Annotated in this window: 20 protein-coding genes; 6 read left to right on the forward strand and 14 right to left on the reverse strand. The window is 34.6% G+C overall.

Annotation, left to right across the window (positions count from 1 at the left end; translation table 11 throughout):
- Nucleotides 1-89: 89 nt before the first annotated feature.
- Nucleotides 90-1,400 (reverse strand): 30S ribosomal protein S12 methylthiotransferase RimO, encoded by a 1,311-nt coding sequence (gene rimO / locus LY01_RS09200; RefSeq protein ID WP_104515543.1) that lies wholly within the window; start codon nucleotides 1,398-1,400, stop codon nucleotides 90-92.
- A 262-nt stretch (nucleotides 1,401-1,662) separates the two neighbouring features.
- Between rimO and LY01_RS09205 the strand changes: the two genes are divergently transcribed.
- Together LY01_RS09205 and LY01_RS09210 are read left to right on the forward strand one after the other, a co-directional pair.
- A complete protein-coding gene (locus LY01_RS09205) occupies nucleotides 1,663-2,859 on the forward strand; it encodes an autotransporter domain-containing protein (protein ID WP_105023063.1) in 1,197 nt (398 codons plus the stop codon).
- A gap of 122 nt (nucleotides 2,860-2,981) precedes the next feature.
- Complete coding sequence (locus LY01_RS09210) at nucleotides 2,982-3,845, forward strand: carboxypeptidase-like regulatory domain-containing protein (protein ID WP_104515545.1); 864 nt, start codon at nucleotides 2,982-2,984, stop codon at nucleotides 3,843-3,845.
- Here the strand turns inward: LY01_RS09210 and LY01_RS09215 are convergent.
- From LY01_RS09215 to guaB, 11 genes are all read right to left on the reverse strand, one after another.
- Nucleotides 3,842-4,453, reverse strand: coding sequence for a DUF1684 domain-containing protein (locus LY01_RS09215; protein WP_104515546.1), 612 nt, complete (start codon nucleotides 4,451-4,453; stop codon nucleotides 3,842-3,844). The genes LY01_RS09210 and LY01_RS09215 overlap by 4 nt on opposite strands.
- Nucleotides 4,454-4,461: 8 nt before the next feature.
- The gene (locus LY01_RS09220) at nucleotides 4,462-4,803 is read right to left on the reverse strand and encodes a hypothetical protein (RefSeq protein ID WP_104515547.1); all 342 of its coding nucleotides are present in this window, start codon (nucleotides 4,801-4,803) and stop codon (nucleotides 4,462-4,464) included.
- A gap of 35 nt (nucleotides 4,804-4,838) precedes the next feature.
- A complete protein-coding gene (locus LY01_RS09225) occupies nucleotides 4,839-6,437 on the reverse strand; it encodes an amidase family protein (RefSeq protein ID WP_104515548.1) in 1,599 nt (532 codons plus the stop codon).
- 82 nt (nucleotides 6,438-6,519) lie between these two features.
- Nucleotides 6,520-7,473, reverse strand: coding sequence for a signal recognition particle-docking protein FtsY (gene ftsY / locus LY01_RS09230; protein WP_104515549.1), 954 nt, complete (start codon nucleotides 7,471-7,473; stop codon nucleotides 6,520-6,522).
- Nucleotides 7,474-8,069: 596 nt separating this feature from the next.
- Nucleotides 8,070-8,222 (reverse strand): DUF4295 domain-containing protein, encoded by a 153-nt coding sequence (locus LY01_RS09235; protein ID WP_101012092.1) that lies wholly within the window; start codon nucleotides 8,220-8,222, stop codon nucleotides 8,070-8,072.
- Between the two features lie 8 nt (nucleotides 8,223-8,230).
- Nucleotides 8,231-8,416, reverse strand: coding sequence for a 50S ribosomal protein L33 (gene rpmG / locus LY01_RS09240; RefSeq protein WP_104515550.1), 186 nt, complete (start codon nucleotides 8,414-8,416; stop codon nucleotides 8,231-8,233).
- 20 nt (nucleotides 8,417-8,436) lie between these two features.
- Nucleotides 8,437-8,676, reverse strand: coding sequence for a 50S ribosomal protein L28 (rpmB, locus tag LY01_RS09245; RefSeq protein ID WP_104515551.1), 240 nt, complete (start codon nucleotides 8,674-8,676; stop codon nucleotides 8,437-8,439).
- A 59-nt stretch (nucleotides 8,677-8,735) separates the two neighbouring features.
- The gene (locus tag LY01_RS09250) at nucleotides 8,736-9,992 is read right to left on the reverse strand and encodes a CinA family nicotinamide mononucleotide deamidase-related protein (protein WP_104515552.1); all 1,257 of its coding nucleotides are present in this window, start codon (nucleotides 9,990-9,992) and stop codon (nucleotides 8,736-8,738) included.
- Nucleotides 9,993-10,328: an Hpt domain-containing protein gene (locus LY01_RS09255; RefSeq protein WP_104515553.1), complete on the reverse strand. Its 336-nt coding sequence runs from the start codon at nucleotides 10,326-10,328 to the stop codon at nucleotides 9,993-9,995.
- Nucleotides 10,325-10,939 (reverse strand): fumarylacetoacetate hydrolase family protein, encoded by a 615-nt coding sequence (locus LY01_RS09260; RefSeq protein ID WP_104515554.1) that lies wholly within the window; start codon nucleotides 10,937-10,939, stop codon nucleotides 10,325-10,327. Before LY01_RS09260 ends, LY01_RS09255 begins: the two co-directional genes overlap by 4 nt.
- A 3-nt stretch (nucleotides 10,940-10,942) precedes the next feature.
- Entirely contained in the window at nucleotides 10,943-12,415 is a 1,473-nt protein-coding gene (gene guaB / locus LY01_RS09265; RefSeq protein ID WP_104515555.1) for an IMP dehydrogenase, read from the reverse strand.
- A gap of 189 nt (nucleotides 12,416-12,604) precedes the next feature.
- Here guaB and LY01_RS09270 point away from each other — a divergent pair, with 189 nt between their 5' ends.
- On the forward strand, nucleotides 12,605-13,693 hold the full coding sequence (locus LY01_RS09270; RefSeq protein ID WP_104515556.1) for a DNA topoisomerase IB: 1,089 nt from the start codon (nucleotides 12,605-12,607) through the stop codon (nucleotides 13,691-13,693).
- 11 nt (nucleotides 13,694-13,704) lie between these two features.
- Here the strand turns inward: LY01_RS09270 and LY01_RS09275 are convergent, their stop codons facing one another.
- Both LY01_RS09275 and LY01_RS09280 read right to left on the reverse strand, forming a co-directional pair.
- On the reverse strand, nucleotides 13,705-16,137 hold the full coding sequence (locus LY01_RS09275; RefSeq protein ID WP_104515557.1) for a hypothetical protein: 2,433 nt from the start codon (nucleotides 16,135-16,137) through the stop codon (nucleotides 13,705-13,707).
- A gap of 83 nt (nucleotides 16,138-16,220) precedes the next feature.
- Nucleotides 16,221-16,802 (reverse strand): ribonuclease HII, encoded by a 582-nt coding sequence (locus tag LY01_RS09280; RefSeq protein ID WP_104515558.1) that lies wholly within the window; start codon nucleotides 16,800-16,802, stop codon nucleotides 16,221-16,223.
- Nucleotides 16,803-16,879: 77 nt separating this feature from the next.
- Here LY01_RS09280 and LY01_RS09285 point away from each other — a divergent pair, with 77 nt between their 5' ends.
- From LY01_RS09285 to LY01_RS09295, 3 genes are all read left to right on the forward strand, one after another.
- Nucleotides 16,880-18,853: a putative porin gene (locus LY01_RS09285; RefSeq protein ID WP_104515559.1), complete on the forward strand. Its 1,974-nt coding sequence runs from the start codon at nucleotides 16,880-16,882 to the stop codon at nucleotides 18,851-18,853.
- A gap of 169 nt (nucleotides 18,854-19,022) precedes the next feature.
- The gene (locus LY01_RS09290) at nucleotides 19,023-20,033 is read left to right on the forward strand and encodes a hypothetical protein (RefSeq protein ID WP_104515622.1); all 1,011 of its coding nucleotides are present in this window, start codon (nucleotides 19,023-19,025) and stop codon (nucleotides 20,031-20,033) included.
- A gap of 99 nt (nucleotides 20,034-20,132) precedes the next feature.
- Nucleotides 20,133-20,420, forward strand: coding sequence for a hypothetical protein (locus LY01_RS09295; protein ID WP_146080406.1), 288 nt, complete (start codon nucleotides 20,133-20,135; stop codon nucleotides 20,418-20,420).
- Nucleotides 20,421-20,435 lie beyond the last annotated feature (15 nt).

Consider the following 20,435-nt stretch of genomic DNA (forward strand, 5'->3'; position numbering starts at 1 on the left):
TGCAGAAACATCCACAAAAAAAAGGAACAGAATAAATCCTGTTCCTTTTTGATATAAATTATTTAGTATTTATAGATGTTGCTATAAATCTATTTCTCATCTACAGGCACGCCAAAAAGATCAAAATCTTCTGCCTCGGTGATTTTTACATTCACAAAAGAGCCAACTGATAAATAATGCTTCTCTGCATCAATAAGCACCTCGTTATCCACATCTGGACTATCAAATTCTGTACGACCTACAAAGTGATTACCACGCTTGCGATCTATCATCACCTTAAATTCTTTACCTATTTTTTGTTGGTTCAGCTCCCAAGAGATTTGAGACTGAATTTCCATGATCTCATTAGCACGTTCTTGTTTAACATCTGCTGGGACATCGTCTTCTAACTTGTAGGCATGTGTATCTTCTTCATGAGAATAAGTAAAACATCCCATACGCTCAAAACGCTGGTCTTTTACCCATTGCTTTAAAATCTCAAAATCTTCCTCAGTCTCGCCAGGGTAACCTACTATAAGAGTCGTACGTATTGCCATCTCTGGAACTAACGTTCTAAATTTCTCTAGAAGCGCATTAGTTTTTTCAAAAGTAGTACCTCGACGCATCGATTTAAGAACTGGTGTAGAAATGTGCTGTAAAGGAATGTCTAGGTAAAAACACACCTTAGGCTCATTTTTCATTACATCTAGAACATCTAGTGGGAAACCGGTAGGGAATGCATAATGCATACGTATCCACTCTATTCCTTCTACTTTTGCTAGCTCACGTAATAACTCTGCCAGTCTTCTTTCTTTATATAAATCAAGACCGTAATAGGTAAGGTCTTGAGCGATAAGAATTAATTCTTTAACACCTTTTGCTGCAAGTTTTTCAGCCTCTGTAATTAGGTCTTCAATAGGCGTACTTTTATGTCCACCACGCATTAATGGAATCGCACAAAAAGAGCAAGGTCTATCACAACCTTCGGCTATTTTAAAATACGCATAGTTTTTAGGTGTGGTTGTAACACGCTCACCTATCAACTCGTGCTTATAGTCTGCACCCAGTGCTTTTAATAGAGATGGTAATTCTGTAGTACCAAAATACTGGTCTACATCTGGGATTTCATTTTGAAGATCTGGTTTATAACGCTCAGACAGACATCCAGAAACAAAAACCTGATCTACCTCTCCATTTTGCTTACGTTCTACAAAGTCTAAAATCGTATTCACCGACTCCTCTTTTGCATTATCAATAAAACCGCAAGTATTAATCACGACTATATTCCCTTCTTCTTCATGCACAACGTCCTTACCACTAGCCTTTAACTGGCCCATCAGCACCTCACTATCGTACACATTCTTAGAGCAACCTAAAGTTATTACGTTGATCTTATTCTTTTTTCTTGTTTTTGTTCTCATAAGCGGCTGCAAATTTACGACTTAGCCCACTACTATGTACGGTTAATGGTTGTTTTTATCTCGCTTTCGCGAAAGCGCAACTTTTAAACGCATTTATGATAATGACTAATATTAAAATGACAAACAAACAGCTCTAGAACACATCCTTATTTCTAGTCCCATGAAAAAATGAAAGCAACACTTAAATCTTAAATAAATATTAAAATTTAAAACCAATGTACTAGCAGGCGATATATTAGCAGCCAACCCAATCAAAATTATTATGAAAAATTTATTATTATTAACATTGTTAATGATCAGTTTTCTGAGCTATTCTCAATCTACATTCTACTCAGGAACCTTAACAAGAAAGGATGGATCAAAAGAAACTGTATATTTTAAGAATAGAGATGTAATACTTAACTCTAACGGAGAGATAAACATTTACAAGGAAGAAAATAATAAAAGTAAAATAATTATCACTGCAAATGATTTTACTGAAATTCACTCAACAGATAATGAATTAGTGTTTATAACCTCAAGAATTAAAGAGTATAGCAATTCAAACGATGTTATCTTAAAAAAACTAATTAAGGGACAAAATTCTCTATATGTTTTTACCGATAACAAACAAGATTACTTTGTAAATGAAAAGAAAAGTGATTTTGAATTACTTGAAAAGTCAAAAACTGACAGAAAGGAGTCCATATCTTATAAAGAGTGGTTATATAAAAATCTTAATTCAACAAATAAGAATCCTGCAGCATTCAGTAAAGTATCCTACGACTCCTCTAGTCTAATTAAAGAATATTTAATGAATGACTCAAATGCTCAAGAATTAAAACTAGAGCCTAGGATTGATTTTTTTAATTTAGGTGTGCATGCTGGATGGAGTAGCAATAATTTAAAACTAGATAATAATACTGGCGCATTAACCATTGATGACATAAGTGCTTCTAATTATAGACTAGGTATCAAAACCTTTTTTAATTTAGATAGGGTTTCTGATAAAATCACAATTGTGTTAGGAGCTGATTACCATACCTCAATAGAAGGTGACTCTAATTCTATTTTTCTCCCTGAATCTGACCAACAACGTAGAGACGCTAAGACATCATTAGAATTAAATTATATTAGCTTTAATATAGCCGCTCAATATAACCTGCATTTTAACAAGTTCAGTATTTCTCCATATTTAGGTTTTGAATCAGGAAGTTATATCAATGACAACAAATTCACTACCGTAATTGAAGATAGCGAGATCAATTATGACCAGGCTATTTTTACAGAATCACCAGTAGGTTTAAATATAGGGTTATCATTTAGCTTGTTCAAAAACTTTTATGGTTTTGTGGAATATACATCTATGGGAGACATAAAGGTTACAAGTATATACTCACAAAGCGCTCAAGAAAGTTCTTTGTTAATCGATGGAAACAATGATAGAATCTCGTTTGCCATAGGTTATAAAATATTTTAAAACTAAATAAATCCTATTTAAAAACGTATCAAAGAAACCTTTGATACGTTTTTTTTGAGCCTAACTGAAATTATTTTAATGATTTAAAATTAATCAGTATCTTAAATGTTTTATTCTATTTTATGAAAAGTCTATTCATAATTTTAAGCCTTTTAACTACCATTTTTTGCTTCTCACAAAGAACAATTACTGGGACGGTTAGCGATGTTAATGGAAAACCTATTCTTGGTTCCACCATTAAAGTGAAAGGAACATTCATTACAACTGTATCAGACCTTAGTGGTAAATACTCCATTGCTATTAATCAAAATGATTTTTTAGAATTTTCATTTTTTGGATATAAGACCAAGGAAATTAAGGTAGAAAATCAAGAGGTGATCAACATTAAACTTAAGGAGGATCCGGCTTTTATAAACGTTTACTTAGGAAGAGGAAGAGAACAAGATCTGAAATTAATCACAGGAATCAATTATGAAACTTATGGATTTCATTTTTCTAGTAAACGCAGAATAATACCTAGACCTTATTCTTTTGATTTTGGAGCACAATCTGGTTTTAATGGAAACTATAATTATAATTTAGGTTTAGAACGTAACATAACTTTTAAAGATTACACTTCGATAGATCTAAAAGCCGCTTTTGAAACGGCAAATTTTAATGATAATCAGTATCATAGTTATAAAATAAGTCTGAGTAAATTATTTAGTATTCTCTCAGCAACTAAGCATCAACAATTTAGCCTAATTAGTGGTTACATGAATTATGACGGGCGTTTTGATAGTAATCAAATAGGTTACGGTTTAGGATTGAAAAGAGAAATGTGGAATTTAACCCTAAGTTCAAGTTTCATTTATTGGCAAGATTTCAATGAATTGAACGCCCAAATTGTTTACTACATCAATAATTTTAATTTAAATATAGGCTACAAACACCTCGCCAGTTATGAAGAATTTCAACTAGGATTAGGGTATTCCTTCTATTTCTAAAACTTCCTAAAACTCTTAAAACCTTTTTTAACACCTGCCGTTATTTCTAGCGGCAAATAATTCTCTGCAGAAGGAATTGGGCATGAAAACCGATTATTATATGCACAATATGGATTATACGTATTATTGAAATTAAGAACTACTTTTTCACTTAATGGGGATCTCAATTCCATATAACGCCCAACGACATAAGAACCTTTATCGTTAGTCATATCTGTAAAAAACACCGATAGGTAATTGTAGTACTCTGGATCATCTTTTAAACTAGGGCTAGATAAAACTAGTAATTTACATTTCTTCCCTTTTAAGGTAAAGTGTAAATAGCCATACTTTACATAAGAAGCAATGCGAGAGGTAGATGTTGCTAGCTTCACCTCTTCTGTATTATTTATTTTTTCAAATCGAGCTTCAACAACAAATTCAGGATCAAAATCATAGAAATTCAAATAGCCGAAGGTTTTTCTTTCTTTGGCCGTTAACACATTATTCTCTCCCGACTTATATTCGGCAGATAAATTCTTGCGGTAGTCTAATGATTCTTGCTCATAATCTTGCGCCGATAATCCTAAACTGAAAACTAATACTAAAAAAGTGAAAGTGATTTTCATAAGATCATTTAATAAAATGGTGTCGCACTTATATTCCAAATATACTCTGCTATTTCATTATAATAAAATCGAGACAGCGTGACGATTAATGCAGCAATAACCGTTACTACCCAATGGTAGTTTTTAAATAAAACGCTGGCGCCGGTTAGTATCAATACTATCAAATGAATAGCCGCCATTAAATAAAGTGGATAATAAGCATTTGATGGAGCAAGTGGATTATCCCACACCGGATTTGTAAAAATTTGTCCAATAACCACGCATAAATAAAAAGCAGCATAAATAGCAATCACTTTAGTTACAGTCGCGATACTCTTACTATTCCATATAGGCGGTCTTGTTTCTTCCAATTTCTATGCTGTTATAAATTCTTAAAATGTATGTCCTAATTTTTATAATCTTGTGGCATGACTCTATGATGAGTCATTTTCTCATAAGCGGCAGCCCAATTAAAAAGTAGCCTGTCTTCTTCATTAGGTGCTATAAAAGTAAGTCCATAAGGTTCTCCTTTGTCGTCATAACCCATAGGAACTGTCATCGCTGGAAAAAAAGCAACAGCAGCGGTACCTGCGGTGTAATTATTAATAGATATAAAACCACTCAAATCATGAGTCTTTATAAGTTTATCAAAATATTCTTGAGCTCTAGCCGTCATAGCGGTCTTAAATTCCCAAAACTCTCCATCTGTTATACTAGGCTCGTCAATAATACCCTGGAATAAACTTTGCCCATAAGGCATAGATCGTATCGAGTCTTTTTTATTTAGATCCATAACCGTATTCACATCCCAACCGCGATACTTAGAATTAGACTGACCTGCAAAATAAGCAGGAAGATCTCTCTTCATATCGGCATTAAGCAATTTTAAGAAACCATCTAATTGCGGTCTTGTATCATTTAACTCTATAAGCACCGCACCAGCTTTTTCTAGATCTAACAATGCTTGTGCATATAAAGGATTCTCTCTGAAAGAGGCCCATACTCCAAAACGCACACCTTTTACAGTTGCATTTTCTAAGTTATGAGCACCAGATCTCTCTATTAATTCAAAAGGCACACCTAGTGCTTGAGATAAAATAGCATTATCTATAACATTTTTAGTCATAGGTCCTGCGGTATCTAAATAACTAGAAATAGGCACAATTCCAGAACCACTAAAAGTCCCTGTAGAAGGCTTATAACCTACAACACTATTTTGAGACGATGGTGACAATATCGACCCAGAAGTCTCTGTACCAATAGCAGCAACAGCAAAATTTGCAGCAACTGCAACACCACTACCACTACTAGAACCACCTGTATCTAGCGATCTTCTTCCGTATGGGTTTAAAGTCTGTCCACCTACTGCACTATAGCCACTAGGACAGTCCCCACAGAAAAAGTAAGCCCACTCACTTAAATTAGCTTTACCTAAAATAACAGCACCTTCTTGTCTCAGGTTATTAACAATTTTAGCATTTTGAGAAGTTTGATTACCTATCAACACAGCTGCACCAGCCGTGGTAGGCATATCTATTGTATTGATATTATCCTTGAGTAACAGAGGCATACCTCTCAAAGTATGGTAAACTATATCTGCACCATCTTCCTTTAGGAAAGCAAGGTCTTTGTCGGCTGCATCTGCTTGCTTTAAGACATTAGGATTGATGCTGATTACTGCATTAAGTGATTTTGAATTTTCTCTATCGTACTTATAAATTCTTTTTAGATAAAAAAGAGTAAGATCACGATAAGAAAGTTGCCCACTAGCAATGGCTTCTTGAATTTCTGGAATGCTCTTCTCTAGAATTAGATCTTTTAAGTTTCCGCTTTCGCGAAAGCTAACCACCTCATCTAGCAAATCGCCAAAAATCTGATCTTTTACCAGGTACTTAGAATCTATTACTTTAAATTCTCTAAAATCTTTACTTGATGATTTAACACCTGTATCTGAAGATTTACATGCTAAAAAAAGCAGCGGTAAGAAGTATAAAATTTTTCTCATTTGGTAATTTTGTATAAAAATAAAACTCTCGCAGATATAATTAACTATCTACGAGAGTTCTAAATATATGTTTTAATGTATTCTAATTGAAGAAACTGTCTACAAATTCTACTTTATTAAAAACCTGTAAATCTTCTACTCCTTCTCCCACACCTATATAACGTACAGGAATTTGAAATTGGTCAGAAATACCGATCACTACACCACCCTTTGCAGTACCATCCAGTTTTGTAACCGCAAGACTACTTACTTCGGTAGTAGCTGTAAATTGTTTTGCTTGTTCAAAAGCATTTTGCCCTGTAGATCCATCTAGCACTAACATAACGTCATGTGGTGCGTTAGGTATTATTTTTTGCATTACTCGCTTTACTTTAGAAAGCTCGTTCATCAGGTTGATTTTGTTATGCAAACGACCTGCGGTATCAAGAAGTACAACGTCTGCATTTTGAGCTACCGCACTTTGTAAAGTATCAAAAGCAACACTAGCAGGGTCACTGCCCATATCTTGCTTAACGATTTCTACACCTACACGTTGCGCCCATATATCTAGTTGATCTACTGCCGCGGCTCTAAAAGTATCTCCTGCACCTAATACAACTTTTTTACCAGCCTTTTTAAGTTGATAAGCCAGCTTACCTATGGTAGTCGTTTTACCAACACCGTTAACACCTACTATCATTATTACATAAGGACCGTCAGTTTCTGGAATAGTAAATTCTGTAGCATCGCCATGATTTACTTCACTCATTAATCCTGCAATCTCTTCACGCAATATACCATCTAGCTCTGACGTACCTAAGTACTTATCTCTTGCTACACGTGCTTCTATGCGATCTATAATTTTTACCGTAGTAGCTACTCCTACATCACTAGAGATCAACACGTCCTCGAGATCATCGAGAACATCTGTATCTACAGTAGACTTTCCAGCTACGGCTTTACCTAATTTATCAAAAAAGCTGGTTTTAGACTTCTCCAGCCCTTTATCTAGGGTTTCTTTTTTTTCTTTAGAAAATATTTTTTTGAAAAAACTCATGGTTTGTTTAAAAGTGATACAAAAATAGGAAAGTTAATTGCAATAACGACTATCGATATGATTAAAGGATGGTTATAAGTAAATGAATGATTGATTTACAACCAGACAAGCCTATTTCAACACACTAACTGAACGAAAAATATGAATCTATCTAATATTGCTGGACGCACACAAGTAACTATGATAACAAATGTTAAAATTAAGACTTGAAATTATTAGCCTAAAAAAAATATTAGATTCTTTTAAATAAGCACGAGAGCATATAATCCATTATTTCATAAAATAGAAGTAAAAATAAAAATACATGTAATTGCTGCTTTTGTAATTTACAGCTAGAGCTAAGAATACTCTATAACGTAGAAAAAGTCAACATTTAATTATAAAATTAATTTTACATTTAAATGAAGAGATAGAAAATAAAAAAAACACCATAAACATGGTGCTGCAAAATACTTTAAAGAATGAAGTGTCTTACAAATAATGCCCTAATAGTGTATCAAATCTTAATGAGTAAGAATAGACTTTAAAACTAATAGGGATATAATAAAAAAACGTCTTACTTTTCAGCAAGACGTTTTTACGTTTTAATAACCAACTTATTTCTTATTCAAGAAATCGTTTACTAAATCTGGCGCCATAATAGCACTTACAAATGTATAAGCTCCTGTTTTAGGAGATTTTACCATTTTGATTGCTTTCGTTAATCTTACATTTCCCGTTTGTAGGGATGCGATGGATTTCTTTGCCATGTCTTAAATTATTTAATTTCTTTATGAACAGTCATACGCTTCAAAACCGGATTGAATTTTTTAATTTCAAGACGATCTGGCGTGTTCTTCTTATTCTTTGTCGTGATGTAACGAGACATACCTGGCATTCCAGATTCTTTGTGCTCTGTACATTGTAGAATCACTTGAATTCTATTTCCTTTACTTTTTGCCATCTTATATAACTTTTATAAAACTACTTAGTATAAAGACCCTTAGCACGGGCTTCTTTAATTACTTGAGTAATTCCTTTCTTGTTGATGTTTTTTATTGCTCTAGTAGACACTTTTAAAGTGATCCACTTATCTTCTTCAGGTAGATAGAATTTCTTCTTGAAAAGGTTAACGTTGAATCTACGCTTAGTTTTATTCATAGCGTGAGAAACGTTGTTCCCAGTCATCGCTCTTTTACCAGTAAGTTCACAAACTCGAGACATGATTATTGTTGTTTAAAATCGGAATGCAAAATAACGATATATTATTCGATCTCACAAGTCTATTGACCACCCTTTTTCAATAATTCTTTTTGAAGCAATTCAAACGCCTTATTTACCGTCTTCTGAATCACTCTTTCTCGATGATTTCCCATCATGAATTTTAACGCAAAACTCTCATCCTCTGTAGCTATACCAATGTATACAGTCCCTACCGGAGCATCGCTATCACCCTTTGAGGGACCAGCATTACCTGTGGTCGCAATAGCATAATTTGATTCAAATTTTTTCTTTGCAGCCACAGCCATCGCCTCTGCAACTTCATGACTTACTACCGAGTATTTATCTATTAACGTCTCGTCGATGCCTAAGATGTCCACTTTGGACGCTGTAGCATAAGTTATCGTGCTTCCTTTAAAAAATTGTGAAGCTCCAGGAATTTCGGTGATTAAATTTGCGATTTTACCGCCGGTACAACTCTCTGCAGTTGCTAGACTTTTATTCTGTTCTTTAAATAAACGACTCACCTGATCTACTAGACCTTCTTCATTACTTTCTCCCACAATAATATCTGGAATAAGTAAGTACAATTCTTTTATTTGATCATCTACACTTTTAAGAATGTGACCTTTATCCATTCCCTTACTACTCAACCTTAAACGGACTGTACCTAAACTAGGCAAGTAAGCTAACTTGATAGATGCTGGTAAATTATTCTGCCAATCTTCTAATCGAGTAGCTATGGTACTTTCTCCCTGTCCAGCCGTTAAAATAGTCCTGTGGTGTATAAATGGCAATCCCGGCATTGCTTTTAACCTAGGTAAAACTCCTGACAACATGATCTCCTTCATCTCAAAAGGAACTCCTGGCATAGATATAAATATAACACCGTTATTCTCAAACCACATTCCTGGTGCCGTACCAAAATCGTTTTTAATAATCTGAGCCTGAGAAGGTACAAGAGCCTGATCTTTATTCATATCTACCATAGCATCTTTTACATATTTTGCAAATAATTGCGTCACATGATCTAGAACATCTTGATTAAGAACAAGAGTATCATTTGTATACTCACAGATTGTTTTCTTGGTTATATCATCTTTTGTAGGACCTAAACCACCAGTCATGAGCACGATGTCAGATTGGGATTCCGCTTTCGCGAAAGCGGACAAAATATGCTCTCTATTATCACTTATAGAAATAATCTCATACACATCTACTCCTATTTTATTGAGTTCTTGAGCCATCCATTCTGAATTAGTATCCACAATCTGACCGATGAGAATCTCATCACCTATAGTTATAATAGTCGCTTTCATTTAGAAATCTCTTTTGAGCTGGATTAATATTTCGCTTAAATTTTGATTAAGACGCAGGAAATCTTCTTTAATATTTAATTCTACATCGCTTTTACCCCACAATTCTAAGGCTGCAGCATGTCTAAAGGACTCTATACCGAATAATTCTAGAGTCGGTTTTATCCTGTGAGCATAACGATGTACCCCAGCACGATCTTGCTCACTTACAGCTACTGCAAGACGTTCTAGATCGCGAGGTATATCTTTTATAAATGTATGCACCATGAGTTTAACAAAATCGCTGTCATTATCTGACATAGCTATAACGTTTGTTAAGTCGTAGGATACTTGTTTCATTTCACTTTAATATCAAACATCTCCTTACCGTGAAGAACACCTTTCAAGACGTCATTTTCTCTCACTTTTGAAACGCCGGCTGGAGTTCCTGTAAAGATCAAATCACCTATTTTAAGTGTAAAATATTGAGATACGTAAGCTATAATCTCATCGATTTTCCACAACATATGTGAGGAATTTCCATCTTGTTGCAACTGTCCGTTTTTAAACAATTGAAAATCGAGGTTATCCATTTCTGGAAGCTCTTTTTTATTTACAAACTCTCTAGAGACTACTGCTGCTCCGTCAAAAGCTTTTGCTTTTTCCCATGGCAGCCCTTTCCCTTTAAGTTTTTGTTGCACATCTCTAGCAGTAAAATCTATTCCTAAACCTATTTCTTCATAGTATTTATGAGCAAATTTTTGATCTATATGCTTCCCTATACGATTGATTTTCACAATAATCTCTACCTCATGGTGCACGTCATCTGTCCATGGTGGTATAAAAAACGGTTGTTTATGTAATAATATAGAAGTGTCTGGCTTTAAAAAAACGACAGGTTCTTCTGGACGCTCGTTTGCTAGTTCTTCTATATGATCTGTATAATTACGACCTATGCATATAATCTTCATATATTATCTACTATAATTAGGTGCCTCTTTTGTAATAGTAACGTCGTGTGGGTGACTTTCCATCATTCCTGCCGAAGTAATTTTAACAAAACGACCAGATGCTTTTAAAGACTCAATATCCTTTGCACCACAATACCCCATACCAGCTCTTAAACCACCTATGAACTGCGTCATGCTTTCTACTAAATCTCCTTTATAAGGAACACGTCCCACGATACCTTCTGGCACTAGTTTTTTAATATCATCTTCAACATCCTGGAAATAACGATCCTTAGAACCATGCTGCATCGCCTCTACAGATCCCATACCACGGTAAGATTTAAATTTACGACCGTCATAAATAATAGTTTCTCCAGGAGACTCTGTCGTACCAGCTAGCATAGAACCTAGCATAACACAGTCTGCTCCTGCTGCTATTGCTTTAGGAATATCACCTGTGTAGCGTATACCACCGTCTGCAATAACAGGAACACCAGTTCCTTTTAAAGCATGAGCTGCCTCCATGATCGCACTTAATTGCGGGAAACCAACTCCAGCGACTACACGAGTTGTACAAATAGATCCAGGACCTATTCCTACTTTTACAGCATCTGCACCAGCATCTGCCAGATATTTTGCTGCCTCAGAAGTAGCTACATTACCTACCACTACTTCTAGTTGAGGGAATTTTGCTTTAACTATTTTTAAAACATCTACCACACCTTTAGTATGTCCATGAGCTGTATCGATAACAACAGCATCTACTCCAGCAGCAACTAGTGCAGCTGCTCTTTCTAACGCATCACCTGTTACACCTATGGCAGCTGCCACTCGCAAACGACCGAACTCATCCTTACTTGCATTAGGCTGTAAAGTAAGCTTAGTAATATCTCTAAAGGTGATTAAACCTTCTAATTTACCAGAATCATCTACGACTAATAATTTTTCTATTTTATGTTCTTGTAGAATTACCTCAGCTTCTTGTAAAGACGTACCAGTCTTTGCCGTAACTAGGTTTTCTGAAGTCATCACTTCCTTTACCGACCTATCATTATCTTTTTCAAAACGCAAATCACGATTAGTAATAATACCTTTTATAAATCCTTGCTCATCGATTATAGGTATACCACCTATACCATGTTCCCTCATACTAGCTTTGGCATCACCTATGGTAGCCTGCTCTGTAAGAGTAACCGGATCGATAATCATACCGCTCTCTGCACGTTTTACACGACGTACTTTTTGCGCTTGCGCATCGATAGTCATGTTTTTATGCAAAATACCTATACCGCCTTCTTGAGCCATAGCAATAGCCATACGACTTTCTGTAACGGTATCCATGGCTGCCGATATAACCGGAGCGTTAAGCGTTATGTTTCTTGTAAATTTAGTTTTAATACTTACTTCTCTAGGAAGCACCTCGCTATATGCTGGTACTAGAAGTACGTCATCATAGGTTAAACCTTCACCTAAGAACTTGGAATCGTGGGAGATCATGCAATAGAATTTTATTGCACACAAAGGTAACTTTTTAATTGCTGCCTTTATAGGTAATTTTATATTAAAAACAAGATATGTTGAACTTTAACCTTTAAAATATCTTTAGTTAATAAACATAGAACTTAAATTATAGCCAATTACCTATTTATTAGGTCAGACAAAAAGAGTTCTTAATTAAATTTGAGTATGACACTGACCTCAAAGCAAATAAAAGAATGCCTTACTCAACCAGAGGCAGCTGCACATCTAGCAGACCTAGTTTATATTCAAGACCAACATCTTTCCATACATCGTAAAAAGCATGGAAAAGGCTTCACCTATTTAATAGATAACAAAGAAAGATTAAGTGACGCAAAGCAATTAAAAAGAATAAAATCACTTGTCATACCACCAGCATGGCAAGAGGTACGCATCAGTAAAATTCCTAATGGTCATTTACAAGTGGTTGGTAGAGATGATAAGGGTAGAAAAGTCTATTTATATCATAACATATGGACTTTGCTACGTAATCAGACTAAGTTTTTTAAAATGTCCGCTTTCGCGAAAGCGTTACCCAAAATAAGAAAAAGATTACAAAAAGACCTAGACCTAAAAGGGATGCCTAGGGAGAAATGCCTAGCTCTAGTGCTATCTATCATGGATTTAACCTACATAAGGGTAGGTAACCAATACTATGCAGATAAAAACAAAACTTACGGACTTTCTACTTTGAGAACCAAGCATGTAGATGAAGAGAATGGCAAAATTCTATTTTCTTTTACCGGTAAAAAAGGTGTTCAACAAAATACAACGATAGAAAACCCAGAGTTAATAGAATTTATCCACCAGTGTGAAGAGATTCCTGGATGGGAACTTTTTAAGTATTATGACACAAACGGTAAACACCACGCTATAGACAGTGGTATGATTAACGATTATATGCATGAAATAGCTGGAGAAATATTCAGCGCAAAAGATTTTAGAACATGGGGAGCAACTAGAGAGTTCTTTGAAAAAATAATAGAATTACCCCAACCAAAGTCTGAAAAAGAATGCGATAAAAACATTTTAAAAGGTTATGACGCGGCAGCTGCGGCATTAGGAAACACGAGAGCTGTGTGCAAACAGTATTACGTACATCCTCAAATTTCAAATATTTATGGCACTGATCAATTTGCGGATTATAGAGATAAAATAAGGTCTTATAAAGACGATGCTCTTTTTAGCGCATCAGAAAAATGCATACAAGAAATTATTGATGAGTTTGAGATAACATTTTCCCTAACCAAGGAATAACCCTATTTAATTTACCATTTATAGATAATGACATCATCTCCATCTAGAGTAGACAAATATCTATTTTTAGACTGTGCAACATCACTTTGTGATTTCCCGTACACTGGCAATGAAGATAACACCTCACCATCTTTATTTAAAACATACACTCTATGCTCTCCAGTTTCTACCACGTGGATAAAATCACCGCTAGATAAGTGTTCTACTTGTGCTGCCAGATACGTACCGTATGGCAGCGTTATTTTTTTATTATTAATGGTAATATTATTATTATCCTGTATCAATTTAATAGAACTCGTAGCATCTAGCCCAGCGTCTTTATGATAAGAACCTGTATACTTGAGAGTCCCTTTAACAGGATCTAACTCCATTAATTTACCGCTCTCTGTTAGGGCAATAGCTTTGTTTCTATACAAGAATATTTGAGAAGTTAGCTTCACTTTTTCTTTAACCTTTGTACGCACTCCACCTGTCCTGTTTAATAAAGCTATTGAGTTATCAGCTTTGGCAAAGGTTATATAATCCTTCTTCCCTACACGTATATGTTTAGGTTGAGTTTTTATAGCAGCATCTTTTTTATACTTAAAACCAGTTACCATTTTACCATCTCGATCTAGCATTACCAGCTCTTCTCCTTGTGTAACTAAAAATCGATAATCTCTTTTATTATCATAATCAAATACACTTAAAGGTTGCGTAATAGCATCTTTAAATCTTTTAGGATATGCATTAACATCTTTACCATTTCTATCTAGAAAATAAACTGAACTACCGGTTGCAAACACCATCTGTTTACGACCATTCTTATAAGCATCTGTCACTTCTATATTTCCTAGAATAAGACCATCTAACTTTTTACTCCACCATTTTACTCCTGTATCTGATAACAAATGCAAGGTAAAATCTTCATCTTGAAACGCTACATCATGCTTCTTATTTAAATGATTAGGAAACAAGAATGGACCAGCCACAATCTTCTTAGGTGATTTATAAGTACCTACCTGACTTACCTGTTGCTCTACATCATTAGAATTTACAATAGGAATAAGCATATGATAATGAGCGTACTCGTCTTCATGAACATACTGACTTACCATTAGTGGATAATCATCTTCATTTAACTTCTCAATGACTTTAAGATCATTCTTACTGCTCTTTGATGCGATATTCTTAAATTCCTTGAGACTAGTTATCTTGAGCAGACTACTGCTAGAACTTAAATATTCGCTCGTGTTTTCCCACCATGATTGCTCTGAAAGGACAGTTTTATTCTGAAAGTTAGATATAAACTCTTCAGGTGTTGTGGAGCTGTTAGAAAAGATAAGGTGCTCTTCTATAACCGTGACATATTTATATTCTCTAGCCATTACAAGCGGTTGTATCGCAGCAGTTTTCACAGGGTTAGTCAGTTCATAAACTACTTGATCTCTGTAAGTAAACTTTGCTGTAGAAAGACTATCTAGATTCATAAAGATGGCCTCATATGGTTTTAAAGTAAATACCAGAGCATTAGTTTTTTCTAGATAAACTTCACTCATTTCTTGAGTATTATCTAGAATCTCCATGAGCTGGCTGCCTACTTTTACATCGTTGCTATGAAACCTTCTCAGATTATCAACTAACTGCGATGGCTTCTTATAAGTAACTGACTTTACACTACGCAAACTTACTGGCACAATTTCTTGTATGCGATTTTCAGTAGATTGAATATTATTATATAAATCGTGATCCATTCTTACACTATCGCGATAGGTGATCACACCATCTAACTGTAGTGCAACATCATTAGGTTGCACCTCTAGTTGATACCATTGTGCATGATTACCGTTGTCATTTATATTCTTGCCTAATAAAAATTGTTCTAGCCATTTCTTTTCTGTAGCCTTTACAAAAAAGGTATTACCACTTTTTGTTCTTTTATAAATTTTCTTAAATCCATCGTCAAAAACATAATCATCTACATTTCTTCTTATCAAACTTTCTATCACCAATTGAGAAGAACTAGCCAGATGCATTCCCTTATGGTTTATAGCAAAATAAGCCCCATCAGGTTTTTGTGTTTTAATAATCTCTTCATTATTATAATTAATCAATGATGTGACACTAGTAGAGTCATTAACTTGCTCAATAGGTGACGTGATAAGTGTAATCACTACTTCATTTTTACCTTGCATACTCAATGCTATTAGAGAGTCGTCTTCTAGATCGTAGTATTTTAAAAATGATGCTGCAGCTTTCAATTCTTTAACACGTGAGAGATTAGCTACACCTTGATACAATGGGCTCGTACTAAAAAACTGATCTAAATCTTCAAGATTATCTGTATGCACAATAACCTTAGAGTCTGTAGGAATGCGATTTATAAGATCATGATTAATAACCTGATCTTCTTTACAGCCGGTAATTGTTAAGATAATAATTATAAAGACTAAAAAATGACGCATAGAATTGATTTGGATAGACAAAAATAAAAATGAAATTACTTCTAAACCAAATATTTAAGAACAACTTATGTAACTAATATGAATTAATCTGGCAGTAATTTAAAACTCACACGATGATAAGGCGTAGCACCGTATTTTTTAATTGCAGCTCTATGTTTCTTAGTAGGATAGCCTTGATTTTGTTCCCAACCATATTCAGGATGTTCTAGTGCGATGGCAGCCATATAATCATCTCTATATGTTTTGGCTAGTATAGATGCCGCAGCGATATGTAGATACTTACCATCACCTTTTATAACTGTTGTAGACTTTATATCAGGATAAGGATTAAATTTATTACCATCCACAGCAATATGTTCTGGCCTTAGCTTTAGCCCATCTATAGCCTGGTGCATCGCAAGAATACTAGCTTGTAAAATATTAATACGGTCTATTTCACCCATCATAACATGGGATACATGATAATCTAGAGCCTGCTCTTCTATTAATGTTCTTAATTCATACCTACGCTTTCGCGAAAGCTTCTTACTATCATCTAAAAGATCAGATTCAAAATCTTGCGGTAATATTACGGCAGCAGCGGTTACTGGACCAGAAAGACACCCACGACCAGCCTCGTCTGTACCACATTCTATGATCCCTTTATGTATTTGATTTAAAAGCATTTTCAAAAGTACATAATAGCACGAGTTTAAAAACGTTTAAATGGTTACTTTTGAACCTTGAGAGTGTACCCTTTTTTATGAAACGTCTTTTATTTTTATTGTTTTTAATGCCATTAGTTCTTTTTTCTCAAGAAAGAGAAATTTTTGAGCAAAATGGAACAGGAACATATGATAACCTTAACAACCCTACTAATGAGAAGGAGGTCAGCGTAAAAGGAGAAAAACCACCTATTACTGATTATCTAATTATCACTCAAAAGCGAGATACTACACATCTAGATACAACGCTTACCATGGCAAAGGATTTTAAATTTAATTTTTTTCGCAAAGATGATTTTGAATACATTCCCTTTCATAACGTAGGTCAACCTTATAATCAATTAGGTAAAAGTTTTGATCTCGATCTACTATCACCTAGAATGGGGTCACAAGCCAGACATCAAAATTATTATGAGATAGATGACATACTAGACTACTACGTCCCTACTCCACTAACAGATTTATACTTTAAAACTGTTGTAAATCAAGGGCAGCAACTAGAAGCTCTCTTTACTTCAAACTTATCACCTCAATTTAATTTTTCTATAAGTTACAAAGGAGTACGTAGCGCAGGAGATTACATAAACACCTTAACTAGCTCTGGCAATTTTAAATTCACATCTAATTACACATCTAAGAACAAACGTTATAGATTAAGAGTTCATACCGTATTTCAAGATCATTTTAATGAAGAAAATGGCGGTCTAGAAGCAGCATCACTTCAAGGTTTTATAGATGATACAGAAGATTTAAGTAATCGAGGTCGTCTAGAACCTAATTTAACTGATGCAGAAAGCACCCTAGATGGTAAACGTTTCTATATAGACCATGATTATGAATTAATAGGCGACAAAGACAGTACTTCTTATTATAGCGGTCGTATTTACAACAAGGCCTACTATGAAGATAAATTCTATAGGTATTCTCAAGACACTGCCGATGAAGACTTTTTAGGAGAATCCTATATTTCTACTAATCTAGAAGATAAAACCAATCTAGAAGAAGGTATGATAGAAGCTGGTGCATCTTATGAACACCATTTATTAGGTTACTACAAAGCTGGTGTAGCTAGACATAAATACAATTATGGGTATGACCGATTAATTAATCAAGCTAGCGGCGTTATTAATAATAGACTGATAGGTGAACTTTATCAATTTAAAGCAGAATTTGCAAAGCGCGTCGGTAAATTTGATATTACAGCAAACGGTGGTGTAAATATAACTGGTGACCTAGACGGACAGTTTATAAACAGTCAGGCCTCTTATAAATTTAAAGATTTTGATGTAAAAGCTGGAATTGCGATAAGCTCCAGAGCTCCTGATTTTATTTACACACTTCACCAAAGTGACTACATCAATTACAACTGGCAAAACAACTTTAATAACACAGAGAAACAAGAGTTTAACTTCCGCATCAACTCTGAAAAGTTTTTAAATGCCCAAGTAACTTTCACCACCTTACAAGATCATGTTTATTTCTCTCAAAATCTCGTGGTTGATACCGATGGTAATACAACTGGATATAATGCAACGCCTATTCAAACTACCGGAGATATCACCTATTTAAAAATTAAAGTAAATAAAGACATTAAGTTTTTAAGAAAATTTGGACTTGATAATACCATCATGTACCAAAACGTGACACAAACTGACGATGTAATTAACGTACCAGATTTTACAGCTCGCAGTACTTTTTATTACAAAAACAGATTGTTTAAAAATGCTCTATTACTTCAAACCGGTATCACAGCAAAATATTTTACTAAATACTACATGGATGGTTATGATCCTGTATTAGGTGAATTCTACAGTCAAAACACTGATGAGCTAGGTGGTTTTCCTATGGTAGATTTATTTGTCAATGCTAAAATAAGACAGACTAGAATCTTCTTTAAACTAGAACATGCTAATCAACTTTTTGCAAGTAATACCGATTATTTTAGCGCACCGCGCAATCCATATCGCGACTTTACGATACGTTTTGGTTTAGTTTGGAACTTCTTTTTATAAGAATAAATCATAATATCCATCCTCTTTATACTTTTAAAATGAGTTCATAGAACATCCATTTTCAATAGTTTGCACCCTAAAAAGAATTAAAATTATACGGTTTTAGAATTATTAAAAACCAAGGTTGTTAGAATTACGTAAATACATAGAAATATTAAAACTATTAACTATGAAAACTAAAATTTTATCAATTTGCTTAATCGCCGGTTCACTTTTCTTTACATCATGTGATGATGACGATAACATCAATGAAGAAAGAGCTGACAGAGCAGAATTATACGCCACTAGTGTAAACAATGGAGACATTACCATTTATGACTTCAGTGAAAACAACAGCGTTTCTACAACTACTTTAACAACTACTTCTACTTCTAATGAAGGTATCCAGTACGACGGTTCTACTGATGAATTATTTGTTGCCTCTAGATCTTCAAATAATCTTAATGCCTTTGTAAATGTAGAATCATTTTTAACTGGTGGAGTTTCTGCAGTAGTTGGTACGAGTGGATCAGTTGATTTTGCAAGCCCAAGAGCATTAGCTGTAAGCGGTAACTCTATAGTTGTTGCAGATAATTCTAACAATGTATTTTATGTTTACACTAGAACTGCAAGCGGCCTGCAACTAACTAACCAATTCGACATAAGCTTTCCAGTATGGGGTGTAGAATTTGTAGGTAACGATCTTTATGCAGTAGTGGATTCTTCTGGAGATCTTGCTATATTCAATAACTTCTTGAGTAATTCTTCTAATGGAGCACTAGCCGCAACTAAAACGATTACAATAGAAGGTATAGTAAGAACTCACGGTATCGCTTATGATGCAGAAGACAACTTATTAATCATGACGGATATAGGTGCTGCGACTGGTACTGACTTTGATACTGATGGTGGTTTCCATATCATAAGTAACGCAACTTCTTCTATAGGAGCTGTTGCAGATGGTGGTACCCTTGCTATCGCAGGAATTCAGACTAGAGTTGCCGGTGCTGCCACATTCATGGGTAACCCTATAGATGTAACTTATGACACTAACACAAATACTGTTCTTATTGCAGAAATTGCAAACGGTGGTGGACGTGTACTAGGATTTAGTAATGTAACTGCAGGTGGTAATATTGCACCTACGGTAAACAATACACTTGCAGGTGCCAGTTCTGTAGATTTTTATTCTGAAGATTAATTCTTAATAAATTTAAAGTATTAAAAAGGCTGTCCTATCGGACAGCCTTTTTTTTGAATCTTAATTTTTTTTTAACATAACATAGTTTACATTTGGCACTTGACTAATTATAAATCCATAATAGCCTCTTTGCTGTTGCTACTTTTTACTGTAGCGCAACTTTCTGTGGTTCATGAACTTTCTCATGACGACCACAGTCAGGAGTGTGCGATTTGTATAGTTGCTCATGACTTTCAGTCACAATCTTTTGATCTATCGTCTCAGATAGATTTTCAGGTTTTAGAAATTACTCCTTTTACAGATAGGATAGTTGTAGCTATCGCGTTTACAAAAACCGACTCTCAGCCTACCATCCACACCACTAGGCCACCGCCTTTTACTATTTAAATATCTTAAAAGGAC

Origin of the sequence: Nonlabens xylanidelens (assembly GCF_002934445.1) — a bacterium.
Lineage (GTDB): Bacteria > Bacteroidota > Bacteroidia > Flavobacteriales > Flavobacteriaceae > Nonlabens > Nonlabens xylanidelens.

Coding starts and splice junctions, on each gene's coding strand:
- LY01_RS09280 (WP_104515558.1), bottom strand. CDS start 16,802: ATGCTTTTAAATCAAATACATAAAGGGATCATAGAATGTGGTACAGAC.
- guaB (WP_104515555.1), bottom strand. CDS start 12,415: ATGATCTCCCACGATTCCAAGTTCTTAGGTGAAGGTTTAACCTATGAT.
- rpmB (WP_104515551.1), bottom strand. CDS start 8,676: ATGTCTCGAGTTTGTGAACTTACTGGTAAAAGAGCGATGACTGGGAAC.
- LY01_RS09260 (WP_104515554.1), bottom strand. CDS start 10,939: ATGAAGATTATATGCATAGGTCGTAATTATACAGATCATATAGAAGAA.
- LY01_RS09275 (WP_104515557.1), bottom strand. CDS start 16,137: ATGCGTCATTTTTTAGTCTTTATAATTATTATCTTAACAATTACCGGC.
- LY01_RS09205 (WP_105023063.1), top strand. CDS start 1,663: ATGAAAAATTTATTATTATTAACATTGTTAATGATCAGTTTTCTGAGC.
- ftsY (WP_104515549.1), bottom strand. CDS start 7,473: ATGAGTTTTTTCAAAAAAATATTTTCTAAAGAAAAAAAAGAAACCCTA.
- LY01_RS09210 (WP_104515545.1), top strand. CDS start 2,982: ATGAAAAGTCTATTCATAATTTTAAGCCTTTTAACTACCATTTTTTGC.
- LY01_RS09270 (WP_104515556.1), top strand. CDS start 12,605: ATGACACTGACCTCAAAGCAAATAAAAGAATGCCTTACTCAACCAGAG.
- LY01_RS09285 (WP_104515559.1), top strand. CDS start 16,880: ATGAAACGTCTTTTATTTTTATTGTTTTTAATGCCATTAGTTCTTTTT.
- rpmG (WP_104515550.1), bottom strand. CDS start 8,416: ATGGCAAAAAGTAAAGGAAATAGAATTCAAGTGATTCTACAATGTACA.
- LY01_RS09255 (WP_104515553.1), bottom strand. CDS start 10,328: ATGAAACAAGTATCCTACGACTTAACAAACGTTATAGCTATGTCAGAT.
- LY01_RS09225 (WP_104515548.1), bottom strand. CDS start 6,437: ATGAGAAAAATTTTATACTTCTTACCGCTGCTTTTTTTAGCATGTAAA.
- LY01_RS09215 (WP_104515546.1), bottom strand. CDS start 4,453: ATGAAAATCACTTTCACTTTTTTAGTATTAGTTTTCAGTTTAGGATTA.
- LY01_RS09250 (WP_104515552.1), bottom strand. CDS start 9,992: ATGAAAGCGACTATTATAACTATAGGTGATGAGATTCTCATCGGTCAG.
- LY01_RS09290 (WP_104515622.1), top strand. CDS start 19,023: ATGAAAACTAAAATTTTATCAATTTGCTTAATCGCCGGTTCACTTTTC.
- rimO (WP_104515543.1), bottom strand. CDS start 1,400: ATGAGAACAAAAACAAGAAAAAAGAATAAGATCAACGTAATAACTTTA.
- LY01_RS09235 (WP_101012092.1), bottom strand. CDS start 8,222: ATGGCAAAGAAATCCATCGCATCCCTACAAACGGGAAATGTAAGATTA.